This window comes from Sphaerisporangium sp. NPDC051017 (assembly GCF_040683095.1).
GTDB lineage: Bacteria > Actinomycetota > Actinomycetes > Streptosporangiales > Streptosporangiaceae > Sphaerisporangium.
On record NZ_JBFBCI010000054.1, the window covers coordinates 42,874 to 58,568 of the forward strand.

The window sequence follows — 15,695 nt, forward strand, 5'->3', positions numbered from 1 at the left end:
GCATGGTCACAATGCCTGGTAGACGTCGCGGATGACGCCAATGCCTTTGCGGGCGTAGCTGGAACCGGTCTGTGACAAGCCCGCCGCGGCAGTCGGCGCGGCGGCGGTCACCCGGGTCACGGGAAGAACACCGGTGATTCGCTCTCGTTCAGCTGGCGGGAGCTGGAGAAATGCCCGGCTGTAGGTCAAGTAGCTGAGGAAGTCGAGGTCAGCAATGTCCGCGCTGCGCGGCAGGCTGCCAGGTCGACTGTCCAAGAGATGGCCGCCGGTAACCGCGCGATAGCGCGTGCGTAGTTTCCAGGTGTTGGCGCTGGCATCGTAGAATCCGTAGTCGACAGTCTCGAGGTACCCGCCCTTCAGGAGTTGGGCGGCCTCCTCGGCGAAATCGTCGATGTCGCTGATCGGCGGCCGGCCGTACAGGCTGTTGAGCTGGCGGAGATCAGCCCCAATCTTCGCCCCGACGTAACGAGCGTCGGTGATGGTGATAGAGCCCGAACGGGTGGCGGAGATGGTCATGGTCAGGCTCCCGCGAATGACGGACCGAACAACGTGCGCCACGCCTCGTTGACGGCACCTGCGCCAGGTGCCGTCGCCGCCCAGGAGATCTCGTCCAGCGAAGCCGCCGCCCGATCCACCAGGCGGATCCGGTGATGGTCGGCATAACTGCGGGCGACGTTGTTGGTCGGATTGACTGGGTCCCAGACCTGGATGGGGTCGGTCGAGGCCGCCACGTCAGCCGAATCATAGAAATCGTCGAAGACGATCGGCGAAGTGAGGCCGGTACGGACGATGTAGGCGAGGACCTGCTCGAAGGCGCGTGGGTAGTCTTCGACCTGGAGCATTTCCCCGTTCCAGCCGTTGTCCCACAGATGTGCGACGATGAGTTCAATGAGAAAGCTCTTGCAGCGCAGGTCGGGGTCTTGGCGCTTACTCTCTCGGATCCATGCTTTGAGCAGGCGGATGAGTTCGCGGTAGCCGGGGCCAGCCTTTTCCTTGCGCAGGCGAATGAACTGCAGATGCTGGGTGACGGAGGTCAGCACGCGGTCACCCTGGCGGGTGATCAGGTAGCCCTTGTCGTCGGGCTCCCCCGTGTACAGCACCGGGGCGACGTCGATCTTGAGGCCGGAGTGGCGCAGTGTAATCCCCACAGCATGATCGGAGATCACGAAGTCGTCCGCGACCTTGGTTTTCCCGTACACCCCGATGCACCGCTCGCACAACCACTCCAGCAGGCCCGCTTCGGCGACGTCCAAGTCGTTGGTCCGGACGTACGCAGCCACGTCTGCGTCAGAGCCCTCGCCCCTGTGGCGCCTGATCGCGGTGTGCTTGGCCGTGCTTCCGGAAGCCCGGAGCTTAACCAGGTCATAGTCGGGGTGATCGTGGATATACGAGGTGAGGCCATCCCGCAGGTAGTTGACCTGTCGCCGACGCTCCTTGGCCTCCTCACCCAGCACATTCACCTGGCGCTCGGCGTGCTCGGCGAGCACCTTGTGGTCCACGTGAGTCTCTCCTGCCACTTCTCCCCCTGCTCTACGCGGACCTTCGCGTGGCCAAAGGATCACATACACCTATTTGGTGTACGAGATCGGCGATCTACGCCGGGAGACTAGCATGTACGTATCTGGTGTACGCAAATCAGTTCCGCGAGGTGAGAGTTGAAGATCCACTTCAGTGACAGCGAGCTAGCCCGGATCTGCAACGACGACCGCATCAGGAGCAGGCGCTATGGACCCGCGCTGGCGTCGGTGATCCGGCGACGCCTCGGAGAGATCACCGCCGCCCCCCACCTGGCCGAGTTACGACGGCTGCCCGCTGCGCGTCTGCGACACCATCGCACTGGCAGCGGCAACTACCTGCTGGTCGCTCTGGGAACGACGGCCGATCTACTCGTTCGACCCCGCGACGACCCCGCTCCAGCACTCGCTGACGGCCGGCTTGACGAACAGGCCGTTCGCGTTCTCGTCGTGGACGCCATCGTCGCGTAATCTGCCGCCCATCGCCGCCGATCTAGCACAACCGCTTCTTGCCAGAAAGAGGCACCCAATGACCACCAGTTCAGCCGCCTCGTTCGACTACACCCCGCAGAGTGTCTCCCCTCCAGGTGAGACCCTCAAAGAGACCCTTGAGGAACTTGGTATCTCCCAAGCCGATCTCGCTCGCCGTACCGGCCTATCAACCAAACACATCAACCAAATCGTGCTGGGCAACGCCGCGCTCAGTCCTGAAACTGCGCTGTTACTTGAGCGCGCTACCGGTGTCCCTGCCACTACGTGGAACGCACTGGAGGCGGCATGGCGTGCCCAGCAGGTGCGCCGCGAGGAATACGAGAACTTGATCGGCCAGGTCGCATGGCTAAATAAGTTCCCGCTGACTGACCTGGTTGCCCATGGCATCTTGCCTGACCGCAGCAAAAATGTTGCTAACCTCCAACGCTTGCTGAGTTTCTTCGGTGTCGCCAACCCTGCCGTGGCTGAGGACCTGTGGAGTGGTTACAGCACTGCATTCCGTCGATCGAACACCGTCCAGCCCAACGCGTACGCCACATATGCATGGCTGCGAATGTGTGTACTGGAAGCACGCCAGCGCCCCTGTGCGCCCTACCAGCGCGAGGCCCTATCTGACCTAATACCGACAATTCGCGCTCTGAGCATAAGAGATCCTGAACATTGGATCACGCGACTGCCAGAGATATGTGCCGAAGTAGGGGTGGTCGTGGTCTTCTCGCCAGCATTCAAGAACACTCACCTGTTCGGCGCGACCCGCTGGCTCACCGCCGACAAAGTAATGATTGCCTTCACTGACCGGCACAAGAAAGACGACCGCTTTTGGTTTACCGTGTTTCACGAGATTGGGCACGTGCTATTGCATGGCAAGCGTCTGACGTTCCTTGACGACGACCCGTCTAACGGCGTAGGCGCAGCAGAGGAAGAAGCTAACAACTTCGCGGCCCAGGCCCTGATTCCATCGGAGCACTACAGCGCCTACGAGACTTTGCGGCGACGTCCGAAACCATTCGCACGTATCATTCAATTCGCAGCGCAGGTTGGAATCGCGCCCGGCATTATCGTCGGACGCCTCCAACATGATAAGGCTCTATCCTGGGAGCAGGGGAACGGACTTAAGCGGGAATTTGACCTTAAGGCGCTCGCCAGGCCCCACAATGGCGCAGTTGCGGGATGAGCCTGGAAAACGTTGAGGTATATCGATCGGCATGCATGATAGAGGGGATTTCTGCGAGCATTCCGATTAGAGACCTTCAAGGGCGAGGGTTATATGGCCTGACCTCGGCGTGAGCTGGCAGCCGGTCGTCGCGGTGCTACCTATGATGCATGAGGGAGATGGCCGTGGCTTGACCACCGAGCAGCGATTACGCCGCGAGCGGGTACGGATGCAAGCAGCCGACCGCTTTGCCGACGGCGCGACCGATGCCCAGGTCGCGCGGGAGTTCCGGGTGTCGTGGATGTCGCCCACCGGTGGCGGCGGGCCCTGCAGACCGGCGGGCGTGAAGCACTGACCAGCAAGGGGGCCGGCGGGGCGGTGTGCAAGCTCGATGACGCACAGCTTGCGCGCCTGGATGAGGGGCCGATGGCGCATGGCTGGGCTGACCAGTGCTGGACCCTGGCACGGATCGCCGAGGTGATCTGGTCTCTGTTCCGGGTGAGCTGCACCGTGGCCGGGGTGTGTTACCTGCTGCATCGGCTGGGGTGGAGCTGGCAGCCCCCCGCACGTCGCGCCCGCCATACTCGATTCGGTCAACGGGCTGGCGATGCGCGGAGCCATTGAGAAAGCGATGGCCCAAATCCGGGCTCACCAGGCCGCCCCGCTGTTCAAGTTCTACATCATCAACGACCAGGACGCCTTCTTCGGCTTCTATCCGATCCAGCGGTACGAACTTCAGGTCGGCGACGAAACTCACCCCATCCCATTCCCCACATGAAGGCCTTTCGGCTTCCCCACATGAAGGCCTTTCGGCCGCCGCTCGCTGCCGTCGTGTTGGCGGATGGTCGCCACCCAATGCCTTGTCTATACGACGGATGAATCTGTCCTGGCCCCACGGCCGTTCCAAGATCGTGAAGCGGTGCGCGTGGGGCGCGGTGAGGTAGATCGCGATCTGATCACACGCGGCGTGTTCGTCCGGAAATGAGCCGAAGCTCCAGCTAGCAAGGGTCTTCTCACAGATCACTTGCGCGTGGAGCTTCGGCGTGACCCAGTGTGCCATCTTGTCGGCCCGCCGGTAGCGGCCGAGCCGGTCGTTCATATCCCTCTTGGCCAGGCGTGCGGTGACCTGCTCGAACTCTTCAGGAACGTGACCGATGGGCGTTCCGATCAAGGACGTGACCATCCGGTTGCCGCGGTGCTCGCTCTCGCCGCGGCGGCGACCGTGGCCGGGATGAAAGGCTACCGCGCCATCACCGGCTGGATCGCGGACGTGCCCGCCGAGGTCCTGGCCGACCTCTACATGCGGGCCGGAACGGCCCCGGCACCCGCGCCGGGCAAGACCACGATCTGGCGGGGGCTCACCGACACCGATGCCGACACCCTGGACACCGCGATCGGCACCTGGCTCACGACCACCCTGTTGACCTGCATGGACACGACTGGCGAGGCGGACGGTAAGGTCGACGGCGAGCCACCGCCGACCCATCTGCGGCTGGACGGCAAGACCGTCCGGGGGGCCAAGGACGGCGAGGGTAACCAGCGGCATCTACTCGCGGCCATGATCGGACCGCCGGACAAGGCCGTGGTCGCCGCGCAGGCCGAGGTGGACGGTGCCAAGCCCCGCGAGACCGTCACCGTCCGCGACCTGCTGAAACGGATGGACCTGACCGGTACGGTCGTGACCGCCGACGCTCTGCACACGGTCAAGGCCACCGCCGAGCAGATCCGCGCCCGAGGCGGCCACTTCGTGCTCCCGGTCAAGGAGAACTGCGGCACGCTCTTCGACGCCCTGGACACGCTGCCCTGCCGGACCATCCCGATCACCCACACCAGTATCGAATCGGTCACGGCGGGATCACCACCCACACCGTCCAAGTCCAGCCCGCCCCGCCCGACCTGCCGTTCCCGCACGTCAGCCAGGCCTGGCTGATCGAACGCCACGTCACCGCCACCGACGGAACCCCGCTGTCGGCCATCGCCCCAGCTCGGCATCGCCAGCCCAAGCTCCGACCAAGCCGGCCTCGCCGGCCCGGCCTGGCCCGCTACAACCGCGACCACTGGGGCATCGAGGTCCTGCATTGGATCCGCGACGCGCTCTACCGCGAAGACAACTCCCGCACCCGCACCCGCTCTGGCCCCCGGGTCATGGCATCCCTGCGCAACCTCGCCATCGGCGCGTTCCGCCTGGCCGGACGCACCGACATCACCGAAGCGACCCGCTGGGCATGCCGCTACATGAACAGGTCATTCGCCATCCTCGGAGCTAGCTTAATGATCTTGGAACGCCGTGGTCCTGGCCCTGACTATCTTCCGCCAACATTCACTCCTAACGATTTGCACCTCTGCAGTCGAAGGTGGAAATTGTGTATTACCCGTTTACCGGCCAGGCGGTGCCCGGTGTGAATGGCGGCACAAGCCGTCAGTCTTGCGGGCTACGCGGCCCTTCGGCCCAGGATTCGCGGATCTCCGGTGGAGGCTTCGTGGGTGTGGGCCTTGTCTGCGGGCGGCGGACGTGAGCGTTCGGCGGGTGGGTTGACCTGGAGTGACCACGACGGGGTGGTACGGGTGGGGGCACGCGTCCTCGACCCACTATCCGAATATCCACGTAGCCATCTTGGTCGGTTGTCTCGACCTGGCGGTATCAGGACAGAGGGGAGAGGCTATGAACTTCGATCGGATCGCTGTCGAGCCGGACAAGCTTGAAGGCAAGCCAACGGTTCGGGGGCTGCGTATCACCGTTGAAACGGTGGTCCGGCTCGTGGCCGCCGGATGGACCTTTGAGGAGATCCTTTCTGACTATCCCGACCTCGAGCGCGAGGACATCAAACAGGCTCTCGAGTACGCGGCGGCTTCCACCAACGTGCGCTAGAGCCTGAGCGTCCCCCTCCGCTGAGCTCATCTCGCGGCCTCCCCGGCTCCGCTGCATGCCGGAGAGTCGGCTGTTCAGGAGATCAGGGAGGGGTTGGTGGGGGTGAGGCTTTGGTTGAGGACGGTGCGGTGGGTGGGGAGGGCTTCGGCGTGGCGGAGGCGGCCGGCCTCGGTGATCTGGACGAACACCCCGCGACGGTCCTCGGCGCACATGTTGCGGCACACGAGCCCGGCCTTCTCAAGGCGGGAGATCAGGCGTGACAGCGCGCTCTGGCTGAGGTGGATGGCGTCGGCGAGTTCCTGGACGCGGTACTTGCCGTGCTCGGACTCGGCCATGTGGTCGAGGGCCTCGAAGTCGCTCACGCCGAGCCCGTGCTTGTCGCCGAGTTCGCGCTCCAGCGCGCACCACGTCGTCGCGTGGCGGGCGAGCAGGTCGCGCCACGAGTTGACGACATCCGTGTCCTCCATGTCCGGACTATAGCATGCACGTTCATTAGATGCATGCGAATTAAATGCTTGTGCATTGAATGCATGCGCATGTAGTGTCCATTTTCATGACCCCCACCTCACAAGACCAGCGTTGGGGCGCGCGCCTCTGGGGAGCGCTCACCGTGCTCTGCGCCGTCGTGTTCCTCGACGCCCTCGATGTCTCGATGGTCGGAGTTGCACTTCCGTCAATCCAGGCCGACCTCGGCCTCACCACCTCTTCCCTCCAGTGGGTCGTCAGCGGGTACGTCCTCGGATACGGCGGCCTGCTCCTCCTCGGCGGGCGCACCGCCGACCTGCTGGGCCGGCGCCGCGTCTTCCTGACCGCGCTCGCCCTGTTCGCCGTCGCCTCGCTGCTCGGCGGCATCGTCGACAACGGCGGCCTCCTCATCGCCGCCCGTTTCGTCAAGGGCATCAGCGCCGCGTTCACCGCGCCCGCCGCGCTGTCCATCATCACCACCACGTTCCACGAGGGCCCGGCCCGCAACCGCGCGCTCAGCATCTTCACCGCCTGCGCCGCCAGTGGCTTCTCGCTCGGCCTCGTCCTGTCCGGCTTCCTCACCGAGCTCGGCTGGCGCTGGACGTTCCTCATGCCGGTGCCGGTCGCGATCATCGCGCTGGTCGCGGGCTTCAAGCTGCTTCCCCGCCACTCCGGCGAGGAGCGGGCCACGGGCGGCTACGACCTCGTCGGCGCGGCCACCATCACCGGCTCGATGCTGCTGTTCGTCTACACCATCGTCCAGGCGCCCGGAGCCGGCTGGTTCTCGGCCCGCACCCTCGGCGGCATCGCCGGAGCGGTGGTCCTGCTCGCCCTGTTCATCGTCGCCGAACTGCGCGTCAAGCACCCGCTCGTCCGCTTCGGCATCCTGCACTCCGGCCCGCTCGTCCGGGCCAACCTCGGCCTGGTGATCCTCTTCGGGTCCTACGTCGGGTTCCAGTTCGTCGCCATGCAGTACTTCCAGAACCTCCTCGGATGGTCCGCCCTGCACACCGCGCTGGCGTTCCTGCCCGCCGGTCTGCTGGTCGCCGTCACCTCCACCAAGATGGGCGACCTCGCCGACCGGTTCGGCACCCCACGGCTGATCGCCCTCGGCTCGGCCGCCCTTGCCGGCGGGTACGCCATCTTCCTCGGCGCGGGGGACCACCCGAGCCTGGCGACGATGGTCGTCCCCGGCATGGTTCTGCTGGGCATCGCCTTCGCGCTGACCTTCCCGTCGCTCAACATCCAGGCCACCGCGGGGGTGCCGGACGACGAGCAGGGGCTCGCCTCCGGGCTGCTCAACACCTCCGGCCAGGTCGGCGGCGCGCTCGTGCTGGCCATCGTGACCGCCGTGGCGACCGCCGACGGGGGCGCGGTCACCATGCCGGCCGTCCGGTCGTCGTTCGCCGTCTGCGCCGCGATCGCCCTGGTCGGGCTGGGCATCGCCCTCACCGGTCTCCTTCGCGCCCGTACGGCGGGTGCGGGGGCGAAGGACGTCACCGAGGAAGACGTGAAGGTCCTGGAGACCATCTGACCTTCCGTGGAACCGTAGAACCGAAAGAACGGGAGAGCCGAACAGCCCCTGGCGCCGCTCGCGTGCCGGGGGCTCCATGTTCGTTACAGGGCAGATCGGACACATTTTCGGGACCTGTGGCTAGGGGCCGAACGAGTGGGGCATTCTCGGCGTCAAAAGAAGTAGCGGGAACCGGCCGCGCACCCGGGGACCATCGCACGGGACCGTCCAGGTCACGGCGCCGGCGCGACGCCCGGGGCCGGCCGGGAGGACGGGCACCGTCCCAAGGACCGACCACCCCAGGAGGCCACAGGCCATGAGAAGCACCGCCGTCGCCGCAGCCCTCGTCCCGCTCGCCCTGCTCACGGCCTGTGGCGGCCAGTCGGGCGCGTCACCGGAGACGACCGTCTCCGTCACCCCCTCGGCCCCGCCGCAGGAATCCCCGGTGACCCCGATGACCCCAGTGACGCCCGTGACCCCGGAGCCGACCGCGCCCGGCGCCCCGTCCCCGATCCCGTCCCCGATCCCGTCCCCGATCCCGTCCCGCCGGCACACCGCCGCGACGCCCGACCTGCCGCCGCCCTCCGGCACCGGCCAGGTCGAGGTCAAGCGGTCGCCGCAGAGGCCGCCGCTGGTCAAGGGTGTCCGCTTCGCCGCGCACCAGGGGTTCGACCGGGTGGTCGTCGACCTGCAGGGGCCCCCGACGGGGTACCAAGTCCGCTGGGTCACCCAGCTCCTCCAGGACGGCTCAGGCGACCCCGTAGAGGTCAAGGGCGGCGCGTACCTCCAGGTCGCGCTGACCCCGGCGAGCGCGCACACCGAGGACGGCAAGCCGACCTGGCAGAGGATCCAGAAGTCCGGGCTGCCGAACGTGCGCGGTGTCGTGCGCACCGGCGATTTCGAGGGCACCGTCACCCTCGGGCTGGTGCTCGGCCACCGCGCCGGCTTCCGGGTGGACGAGCAGACGGCGCCGTACCGGCTCGTCATCGACGTCGCCCACTAGCTCGGACGCCGTGACCGGCGGCGGGGCGATGAGCTCTAGACTGGCCGCGTGGTGCGCAAAATAGCGGGGGCGACCCGCATCCCGGTGCCCGGCGGCAAGGTCATCGACGAGTATGTCGGACGCGTCAACAGCGGCGACGAGCAGGTGTCGATCGCCCGCATGAACGCCCCCGCGGGCTGGGAGGAACCCGCCCAGACACCCGAGTTCACCGAATACACCCTCGTGCTGCGCGGCGTGGTCGTCGTCGAGCACGAAGAGGGCGTGACCGAGGTGGGCGCGGGCGAGGCGTTCGTCAGCCTTCCCGGCGAGAAGATCCGCTACATCGCGGGCCCCGACGGCGCCGAGTACATCGCGGTGTGCGCCCCGGCCTTCTCGCCCGACACGGTGAACCGCGAAGAGTGACCGTCCCGCCGGACGTCAGGGAAAGTCATACGACGGCTCGGCGGACGTCACTCATCTGACGGCCGCAGGGCCGGGACCACTGTTTAAGATGTTCCGATGACCCACCAGCCGACTCTCGACGAGATCCGCAAGGCGCCCAAGGTACTGCTGCACGACCACCTCGACGGGGGCGTCCGGCCGCAGACCGTCATCGACCTGGCGCGTGAGGCGGGTTACGATGCGCTGCCCACCACCGACGTGGACGAGCTGCGCACCTGGTTCCGCGAGGCGTCCAACTCCGGGTCGCTGGAGCGCTACCTGGAGACGTTCGACCACACCGTCGGCGTCATGCAGACCAGGGACGCGCTGGTGCGGGTCGCCGCCGAGTGCGCCGAAGACCTGGCGAACGACGGCGTCGTGTACGCCGAGGTGCGCTACGCGCCCGAGCTGCACACCTCCGGCGGCCTCAGCCTGGACGAGGTCGTCGAGGCCGTGCTCGAAGGCTTCAAGATCGGCTCGGAGGGGCGCGGCATCCGCGTCGGCGCGCTGCTCACGGCCATGCGCCACCAGGCCAGGTCCATGGAGATCGCCGAGCTGGCCGTGCGCTACCGCGATGTCGGCGTCGTCGGGTTCGACATCGCCGGCGCCGAGGCAGGGTTCCCGCCGACCCGCCACCTGGACGCGTTCGAGTACCTCCAGCGCGAGAACTCCCACTTCACGATCCACGCGGGGGAGGGCTTCGGGCTGCCCTCGATCTGGCAGGCGCTCCAGTGGTGCGGCGCCGACCGCCTCGGCCACGGCGTGCGCATCATCGACGACATCCAGGTCGCCACGGACGGCACGCCCAAGCTCGGGCGCCTCGCCGCCTACGTCCGCGACAAGCGCATCCCGCTGGAGATGTGCCCGACGTCCAACCTGCAGACGGGCGCGGCGACGTCCCTGGCCGAGCACCCGATCGGCCTGCTGCGCCGCCTGTACTTCCGCGTCACCGTCAACACCGACAACCGGCTGATGAGCGACACGAGCGTGTCCAAGGAGTTCGCCGACCTCGTCGAGACCTTCGGGTACGGGTGGGACGACCTTCAGTGGTTCACCGTCAACGCGATGAAGTCGGCCTTCATCCCGTTCGACGAACGGCTCGCGCTCATCAACGGCGTCATCAAGCCCGGCTTCGCCCAGCTCAAGTGGCAGTCCTGACCACCCCGCCGCAGACGTCCCGCGCCCCCCGCGGGAGCGTCGCGAACGCCGTGCCGGAGACGTTACGAGCACTGCGCCGCAGGCGTTAGCGTGGTGACCGCACGGTGAAGTGGAAAGGTGACGGTGAGCGAGCGGTGAAACCCCAGGTTTTCCGGTCCAAGACGGCCTGGTTTCTCGGCTGGGTGTGGATGGCGTTCGCCGCGTTCAACGGCGTCGACCTGATCCTCCACGGGCGCATCCCGACGGCGATGGTGGCCGGCGCGGTGCTCGCCGTTCTCACCGCCGCCGTCTTCGTCGGCTGCCTGCGCCCGGGCATCCTCCCCCAGGAGGACGGAATCCTCGTGCGCAACCCGCTGCGCAACGTCTTCGTGCCGTGGAAGGCCGTCGACAACATCCACGTTTCGCACGCCATCATCATCGAGTCCGGCGACGGCGTCGTGCGCTGCTGGACCCCACAGGCGTCCGCCCGCGAGCGCGCCAAGGCCGTGCGGCGCGGCGCGGTGGCCACGCCCGCCAAGTCGTCGGGGCGCTATCCGTCCAGCACGCCGCAGATCTCGCGGTCCGAGGAGGCCGCGCTCAAGGCCATGGCGGGCCGCACCCACGCCGACTGGGTGGCCCAGCAGCTCACCGAAGAGGCCGAGAAGAAGTCCCGCGGCCCCGAGCCCGCTCGCCCGCTCACCACGACCTGGTCTCCCACGGCCCTGACCGCCCTCGCCGCCGCGCTGAGCTTCGTCATCGCCGCCCTCATCGTCGCCTGACCGTACGCACGGCCCGACCTTGCGTACGGCCTGATGGCCGTCCGGGAAGGCCGCCGTGCGCGCCGTCAGAGCGCGAGCGCCGCCGAGACCGCCGCCTTGAGGGAGGACAGCTCTTCGGCGGCCCGCGCCCGCGCGGACGCGACGTCGCGTTCGACCGGAGTGACGATCTCCAGGTAGCACTTGAGCTTCGGCTCGGTGCCCGACGGGCGGATCACCACGCGGGCGTCGCCGGCGAGGCGGTAGCGCAGGCCGTCCGTGGGCGGCAGGCCGTCGATGCCCGCGCTCAGATCCTCGGCCGACAGCACCCTACGCCCGGCGAGCTCCTTCGGCGGAGCCGACCTCAGCCGGTCCATCGCGCCGGTGATGAGCGACAGGTCGTCCACGCGCACCGAAAGCTGTGTGGTCGCGTGAAGGCCGTACGTCTCGGCCTGCCGGTCGAGCAGGTCCAGCAGTGTGCGCCCGTCCCGCGCGGCCTCGGCCGCCATCGCGGCGATCGTCAGCGCGGCCCCGATGCCGTCCTTGTCCCGCACCGGCAGCCCACGGTCCGAGCCGACGGTGTACCCGAGCGCCTCCTCGTACCCATAGACCAGCCCCTCCCCGGCCTTCACGATCCACTTGAAGCCGGTGAGCGTCTCGGCGTGCCCCACTCCGTGCGCCTCGGCGATCCGGCCGAGCAGGGAGGACGACACGATCGAGGCGGCCACCAAGCGGCCCGGCCCCGACGTGCGCGCGACGACGTACTCGCCCAGCAGCCCGCCCACCTCGTCCCCGGTGAGCATGCGAAAGCCCCCCTCGGGGAGCGGCACGCCCACGGCACAGCGGTCGGCGTCGGGGTCGTTGGCGATGATCAGGTCGGCCCCGGTCTTCTCGGCCAGCTCCAGGGACAGGTCCATCGCGCCGGGTTCCTCCGGGTTGGGGAACGCGACCGTGGGGAAGTCCGGGTCCGGGGTGAACTGCGCCTCGACGACGGCGGGCGCCGGGAACCCGGCCGAGGTGAACGCCCGCAGCAGGATCGCGCCGCCCACACCGTGCATCGGCGTGTAGGCGACGCGCACGCCGCGGGCCTCGCCCAGCGGCAGCGCGGCGAGTGCGGCGATGTACGGCTCGACGATCGCCGCGTCGTCCAGCGTCCGCCACTCGCTCCCGAGCGGCAGCTCGTCCACCCGGCCGACGGCGTCGATGGCGGCCGAGATCTCCTCGTCCAGCGGGGGGACGATCTGCGAGCCGTCGCCCCAGTACACCTTGTACCCGTTGTCCCGGGGAGGGTTGTGTGAGGCGGTCACCATGACCCCGGCGTCCGCGTTCAGGTGCCGGACGGCGAAGGCGAGGACCGGGGTCGGCCAGTGGTCGGCCATCAGCGAGACGCGCAGGCCCGCGCCGGTGAGCACGGCCGCCGAGTCGCGGGCGAAGACGTCGGAGTTGTGCCGCGCGTCGTACCCGATGACGACGTGTTCGCCCGGCCCGAGCCGCCGGGCCAGACCGGCGGCGGCGCGCATGACGGTCACCCGGTTCATACGGTTGGGCCCGGCGCCGAGCTCGCCGCGCAGCCCGGCCGTGCCGAACTCCAGCTTGGCCCCGAAGCGGTCCCGCAGCGCCGCCCGGTCGTCGTCGGCGAGGATGCGGCGGAGCTCCTCGCGCGTCTCCGGGTCCGGGTCCTGCGCCATCCACTCCTGCGCGCGCCGCACGAGGTCACTCATCGCTTCTCGCTCCACGAAATTCCACGAAATTTCCCGGGGTCCACGGACGTCCGTGGACGTCTACGCAGGTTCCCAGACGTCCTCAGACATCCGTGACGGTTCCCAGACATCCTCAGAAGTCCACGGACGTCTAAAGCTTGTTGACGACCTTGGCCAGCAGCACACCCATGCGGCTCGCGGTCGCGCGGCCCACCGCGAGGACCTCCTCGTGGTTGAGCGGCACGCCGACCAGCCCCGCGCCGGGGTTCGTCACCAGCGAGATGCCCAGCACCTCGGCCCCGCCCTCCCGCGCCGCGATCGCCTCCAGCACGGTGGACATGCCGACGATGTCCGCGCCGAGCGTGCGCACCATGCGGATCTCGGCCGGCGTCTCGTACGTCGGCCCGCGGAACGCGACGTACACCCCCTCGGCCAGCGACGGGTCGGCCTCGCGTGCCAGGTCGCGCAGCCGCCGGGAGTAGACCTCCGTCAGGTCGACGAAGGTCGCGCCGGTGATCGGGCTGGCCCCGGTGAGGTTGATGTGGTCGCTGATCAGAACGGGGTCGCCGACGTTCTGAACCTCCGGCCGCAGGCCCCCGGCGGCGTTGGTGAGCACGACCGTGCGCGCTCCGGCGGCCAGCGCGGTGCGCACGCCGTGCACGACCGGCTCGACGCCCTTGCCCTCGTACAGGTGGGTGCGGCCCATCAGGACGAGGGCCTTGCGCCCGGACTCGGTGTCCACCGCCCGGATCGTCCCTGGATGACCGGCCACGGCGGGCGCGGCGAAACCGGGCACGTCGGTCACGCGGTGCTCGGAGATCGTCCTGCCGAGGGCGTCGGCGGCGGGACCCCAGCCGGACCCGAGGACGAGGGCCACGTCGAACGAGTCGACCCCGGTGAGGTCCTTCAGCGCGGCCGCGGCCTCGGCGGCGCGGGAGTAGGCGTCTTTGCTCACGTTCACCGAGGCTACCGTGCAGCTCCGCTCCCATGTGACCTGGCCGCGCGCACGAAGATGCCATGGAGGTCGCGGGTCGCGCGAGGCACCGATCCAGCGGGCGAACGCTCAAGCACGCCGATGATGTGCGGCAGCCGAATCCATTACGCCATGAGGACCGAGAGGGGTGACGGTTCGGCTGCGTAACAGGGCTGTATAAGGCCCTATTCAGGCTGATCACGTCTGGCAGACTGACCCGGTGACGTTACCCTACGAAGTGACGACAGGTCCGACGGTCGCTGCCAGGCGTTACCGCCTTCTCGCCATGCTGATCGACTGCGTCCCGCTCTTCTTCGTCAACCTGGCCCTGGGAAGCCTGCTGAACCCGCAGTGGTTCAACGCGACGACCGGCAACACTTCGCTGTCGTCGTCGGGGGGCCTGCTGGGCCTGCTGTTCGTCAACCCGTTCAAGGACCCGTACTGGTTCTCGAACCTCGTGTTCGCCGCCGTGGCGGCCCTCTACTTCTGGTGGACGCACGCCCGCTGGGGCCAGACCCTCGGCAAGAAGATCTGCCGCATCAAAGTCGTCACCGTGGACGGCGAGCCCCTGACCTCCCGCCAGTCCGCCCTCCGCGCCGTCTTCTACGCCGGCCAGGTGATGATCCCGTACCTCGGAATCCCCCTCGCCCTGGCCGACCAACTGACGATCGCCACCTCCGAAAAAAGATGCCTCCACGACATCGCCACAGGAACCGTCGTCATCGACGTCCCACGCATGTAGCCGACGTCCGCCTGAATCGCGCCGGATCACTTTCCGTTCGGCCTGGCCGAACAATTGGTGACGAACTTTTCGTAAACCACATGGGCGGCTACCGAGAGATTCCGCTGTCCTGCTTCCAGGATGCCGGTGACCCATGGATCGGTTACCGCCCGTGTACCGTTCCATGTTGATCTGTGATGTGATCCATCTCACCATTGTTCGGCGCGCATCTCTCACGTACGTTCCGACTGTTCTCCTTTTGGATCTGTTCGAGGTCGAGTAAATACCGCGACGCGCCCTCAACGGGCGAGGTCCGTGGTTTTTTTCGGCGTGCCTACAGGGGATGGCCTGATGCGGCGTTCGTGTTTGCCTCGGCGACTCACAATTGCGACTATGTTCACTGCCGCGTTGGCCGTGTTCATTTCGGGGGTCGGAGTTCCGGAGGGTCTGACTCCGAGCGCCACCGCCAAAACGGTTCCCCCGTCCGGGGTACGGGTGGACACATCTCATGTGGACACTCCTGTGCAGCGCACGGGGTCCGCGGCAGGGTTGCCGCATATGGTGCCGGCCGAGGCGACAAGGGCCAAGGTCAAGGCTGCCAAGGGCGATGCACCTGTGAAGCCACCGAAAGGTGCTTTGCCGCTGGAAGTCCGGAACCAGGTAACCAAGGAGCCGGCCACAGGCGGATTGAAGCCCCCGGCGTCGCCGCTGAAGCAGGATGCGGTCCTCGCGGCGGGAAACTGCTACCACCAGGCATGGTCGGTCGGTAGCCATTACTCGAAGGGGCAGATCGTCTCCTACTTCAGCTCCATGCAGGGGATGACCGAGCCGCATGATTTCGAGGCGCAGTGGGCCACGCAGGGCCTGCCGCCCCTCTCCACGAACGCGTGGAAGGATCTGGGTCCGTGTTATGTGGAGCCGACGGGGCCGCCGCCGGTCCCTCCCAGCTTCGTGTGGTTTTCCCCCGGTAGTGGCACGCT

17 protein-coding genes and 1 pseudogene are annotated in these 15,695 nt (G+C 67.5%); 13 read left to right on the top strand and 5 right to left on the bottom strand.

Annotated features, from left to right (window positions below):
- Positions 1 to 6: 6 nt before the first annotated feature.
- Positions 7 to 516, bottom strand: a complete 510-nt coding sequence (locus tag AB0M95_RS31725) for a hypothetical protein (protein WP_363772497.1) — start codon at positions 514 to 516, stop codon at positions 7 to 9.
- 2 nt (positions 517 to 518) lie between these two features.
- The gene (locus tag AB0M95_RS31730) at positions 519 to 1,499 is read right to left on the bottom strand and encodes a CBASS oligonucleotide cyclase (RefSeq protein WP_363772500.1); all 981 of its coding nucleotides are present in this window, start codon (positions 1,497 to 1,499) and stop codon (positions 519 to 521) included.
- Positions 1,500 to 2,043: 544 nt separating this feature from the next.
- Here AB0M95_RS31730 and AB0M95_RS31735 point away from each other — a divergent pair.
- The 6 genes from AB0M95_RS31735 to AB0M95_RS31760 all read left to right on the top strand — a co-directional run bounded on the left by AB0M95_RS31735 (position 2,044) and on the right by AB0M95_RS31760 (position 6,028).
- Positions 2,044 to 3,180, top strand: coding sequence for a HigA family addiction module antitoxin (locus AB0M95_RS31735; protein WP_363772503.1), 1,137 nt, complete (start codon positions 2,044 to 2,046; stop codon positions 3,178 to 3,180).
- Positions 3,181 to 3,349: 169 nt separating this feature from the next.
- Entirely contained in the window at positions 3,350 to 3,514 is a 165-nt protein-coding gene (locus AB0M95_RS31740; RefSeq protein WP_363772544.1) for a hypothetical protein, read from the top strand.
- 71 nt (positions 3,515 to 3,585) lie between these two features.
- Positions 3,586 to 3,783 (top strand): winged helix-turn-helix domain-containing protein, encoded by a 198-nt coding sequence (locus AB0M95_RS31745; protein ID WP_363772536.1) that lies wholly within the window; start codon positions 3,586 to 3,588, stop codon positions 3,781 to 3,783.
- A 7-nt stretch (positions 3,784 to 3,790) separates the two neighbouring features.
- Positions 3,791 to 3,937 carry a hypothetical protein gene (locus AB0M95_RS31750; RefSeq protein ID WP_363772506.1) on the top strand — a complete coding sequence of 49 codons (147 nt, stop codon included), beginning with the start codon at positions 3,791 to 3,793 and terminating at the stop codon, positions 3,935 to 3,937.
- 273 nt (positions 3,938 to 4,210) lie between these two features.
- Positions 4,211 to 5,089: an ISAs1 family transposase gene (locus AB0M95_RS31755; protein WP_363772539.1), complete on the top strand. Its 879-nt coding sequence runs from the start codon at positions 4,211 to 4,213 to the stop codon at positions 5,087 to 5,089.
- A 732-nt stretch (positions 5,090 to 5,821) separates the two neighbouring features.
- Positions 5,822 to 6,028: a DUF433 domain-containing protein gene (locus AB0M95_RS31760; RefSeq protein ID WP_363772509.1), complete on the top strand. Its 207-nt coding sequence runs from the start codon at positions 5,822 to 5,824 to the stop codon at positions 6,026 to 6,028.
- A 74-nt stretch (positions 6,029 to 6,102) separates the two neighbouring features.
- Here AB0M95_RS31760 and AB0M95_RS31765 read toward each other — a convergent pair whose 3' ends face one another.
- On the bottom strand, positions 6,103 to 6,495 hold the full coding sequence (locus AB0M95_RS31765) for a MarR family transcriptional regulator (protein WP_363772512.1): 393 nt from the start codon (positions 6,493 to 6,495) through the stop codon (positions 6,103 to 6,105).
- 86 nt (positions 6,496 to 6,581) lie between these two features.
- Between AB0M95_RS31765 and AB0M95_RS31770 the strand changes: the two genes are divergently transcribed.
- From AB0M95_RS31770 to AB0M95_RS31790, 5 genes are all read left to right on the top strand, one after another.
- The gene (locus AB0M95_RS31770) at positions 6,582 to 8,027 is read left to right on the top strand and encodes an MFS transporter (protein WP_363772515.1); all 1,446 of its coding nucleotides are present in this window, start codon (positions 6,582 to 6,584) and stop codon (positions 8,025 to 8,027) included.
- A 295-nt stretch (positions 8,028 to 8,322) separates the two neighbouring features.
- The gene (locus AB0M95_RS31775; protein ID WP_363772518.1) at positions 8,323 to 9,009 is read left to right on the top strand and encodes a hypothetical protein; all 687 of its coding nucleotides are present in this window, start codon (positions 8,323 to 8,325) and stop codon (positions 9,007 to 9,009) included.
- A 48-nt stretch (positions 9,010 to 9,057) separates the two neighbouring features.
- The gene (locus tag AB0M95_RS31780) at positions 9,058 to 9,411 is read left to right on the top strand and encodes a cupin (protein ID WP_363772521.1); all 354 of its coding nucleotides are present in this window, start codon (positions 9,058 to 9,060) and stop codon (positions 9,409 to 9,411) included.
- 96 nt (positions 9,412 to 9,507) lie between these two features.
- Complete coding sequence (locus AB0M95_RS31785; RefSeq protein ID WP_363772524.1) at positions 9,508 to 10,587, top strand: adenosine deaminase; 1,080 nt, start codon at positions 9,508 to 9,510, stop codon at positions 10,585 to 10,587.
- A 134-nt stretch (positions 10,588 to 10,721) separates the two neighbouring features.
- Positions 10,722 to 11,345, top strand: a complete 624-nt coding sequence (locus AB0M95_RS31790) for a hypothetical protein (RefSeq protein ID WP_363772527.1) — start codon at positions 10,722 to 10,724, stop codon at positions 11,343 to 11,345.
- A gap of 65 nt (positions 11,346 to 11,410) precedes the next feature.
- On the opposite strand, the gene AB0M95_RS31795 is transcribed toward AB0M95_RS31790, so the two are convergent.
- Both AB0M95_RS31795 and AB0M95_RS31800 read right to left on the bottom strand, forming a co-directional pair.
- Positions 11,411 to 13,042, bottom strand: a complete 1,632-nt coding sequence (locus AB0M95_RS31795; protein WP_363772530.1) for a phospho-sugar mutase — start codon at positions 13,040 to 13,042, stop codon at positions 11,411 to 11,413.
- Positions 13,043 to 13,172: 130 nt separating this feature from the next.
- Positions 13,173 to 13,976 carry a purine-nucleoside phosphorylase gene (locus AB0M95_RS31800; RefSeq protein WP_363772542.1) on the bottom strand — a complete coding sequence of 268 codons (804 nt, stop codon included), beginning with the start codon at positions 13,974 to 13,976 and terminating at the stop codon, positions 13,173 to 13,175.
- Between the two features lie 238 nt (positions 13,977 to 14,214).
- On the opposite strand from AB0M95_RS31800, the gene AB0M95_RS31805 reads away from it, so the two are divergent.
- Together AB0M95_RS31805 and AB0M95_RS31810 are read left to right on the top strand one after the other, a co-directional pair.
- Positions 14,215 to 14,736 carry an RDD family protein gene (locus tag AB0M95_RS31805; RefSeq protein WP_363772533.1) on the top strand — a complete coding sequence of 174 codons (522 nt, stop codon included), beginning with the start codon at positions 14,215 to 14,217 and terminating at the stop codon, positions 14,734 to 14,736.
- A 537-nt stretch (positions 14,737 to 15,273) separates the two neighbouring features.
- A pseudogene (locus tag AB0M95_RS31810) lies at positions 15,274 to 15,695 on the top strand (hypothetical protein); the annotation flags it as partial.